This window comes from Mesorhizobium sp. M5C.F.Ca.ET.164.01.1.1 (assembly GCF_004792125.1).
In the GTDB taxonomy this organism is placed as follows: domain Bacteria; phylum Pseudomonadota; class Alphaproteobacteria; order Rhizobiales; family Rhizobiaceae; genus Mesorhizobium; species Mesorhizobium wenxiniae.
Window position 1 is genome coordinate 1 of sequence record NZ_SRTG01000094.1, and the last position, 468, is coordinate 468.

The following is a 468-nucleotide window of genomic DNA, read 5'->3' on the forward strand; positions in this document are numbered from 1 at the left end:
GGTGCGATCGACCAGCGGGCCGATATCGGTGTTCTTGTCGAGCGGGCTGCCGACGCGCAGCCGGCTCATCCTGACCTTGACCTTGGCGATGAAAGCCTCGGCAATGCCTTCCTGCACCAGGAGGCGCGAGCCGGCGACGCAGACCTGGCCGGAATTGCGGAAGATGCCATTGGCCGAAACCACCGCCGCTTGGCTGAGATCCGGCGCGTCGGCAAAGACGATGTTGGGCGACTTGCCGCCGAGTTCGAGGAAGACGCGCTTCAGATTGGAGCGGGAGGAATAGTCGAGCAAGCGACGGCCGACCGGTCCCGAGCCGGTGAAGGCGATGGCGTCGACATCCATGTGCAGGCCAAGCGCCTCGCCGGTGACCGCGCCACGTCCGGTGACGACGTTGAGCACGCCGGGGGGCAGTCCGGCCTCCGCTGCCAGTTCGGCCAGTCGCAGCAGCGTCAGCGAGGCGATCTCCGG

At 67.3% G+C, this 468-nt stretch carries 1 protein-coding gene; it reads right to left on the minus strand.

What is annotated here, in order from left to right; translation table 11 throughout:
• Positions 1-468: aldehyde dehydrogenase family protein (locus EN807_RS32570; protein ID WP_135937934.1), on the minus strand; the 468-nt coding region annotated here is incomplete at both ends.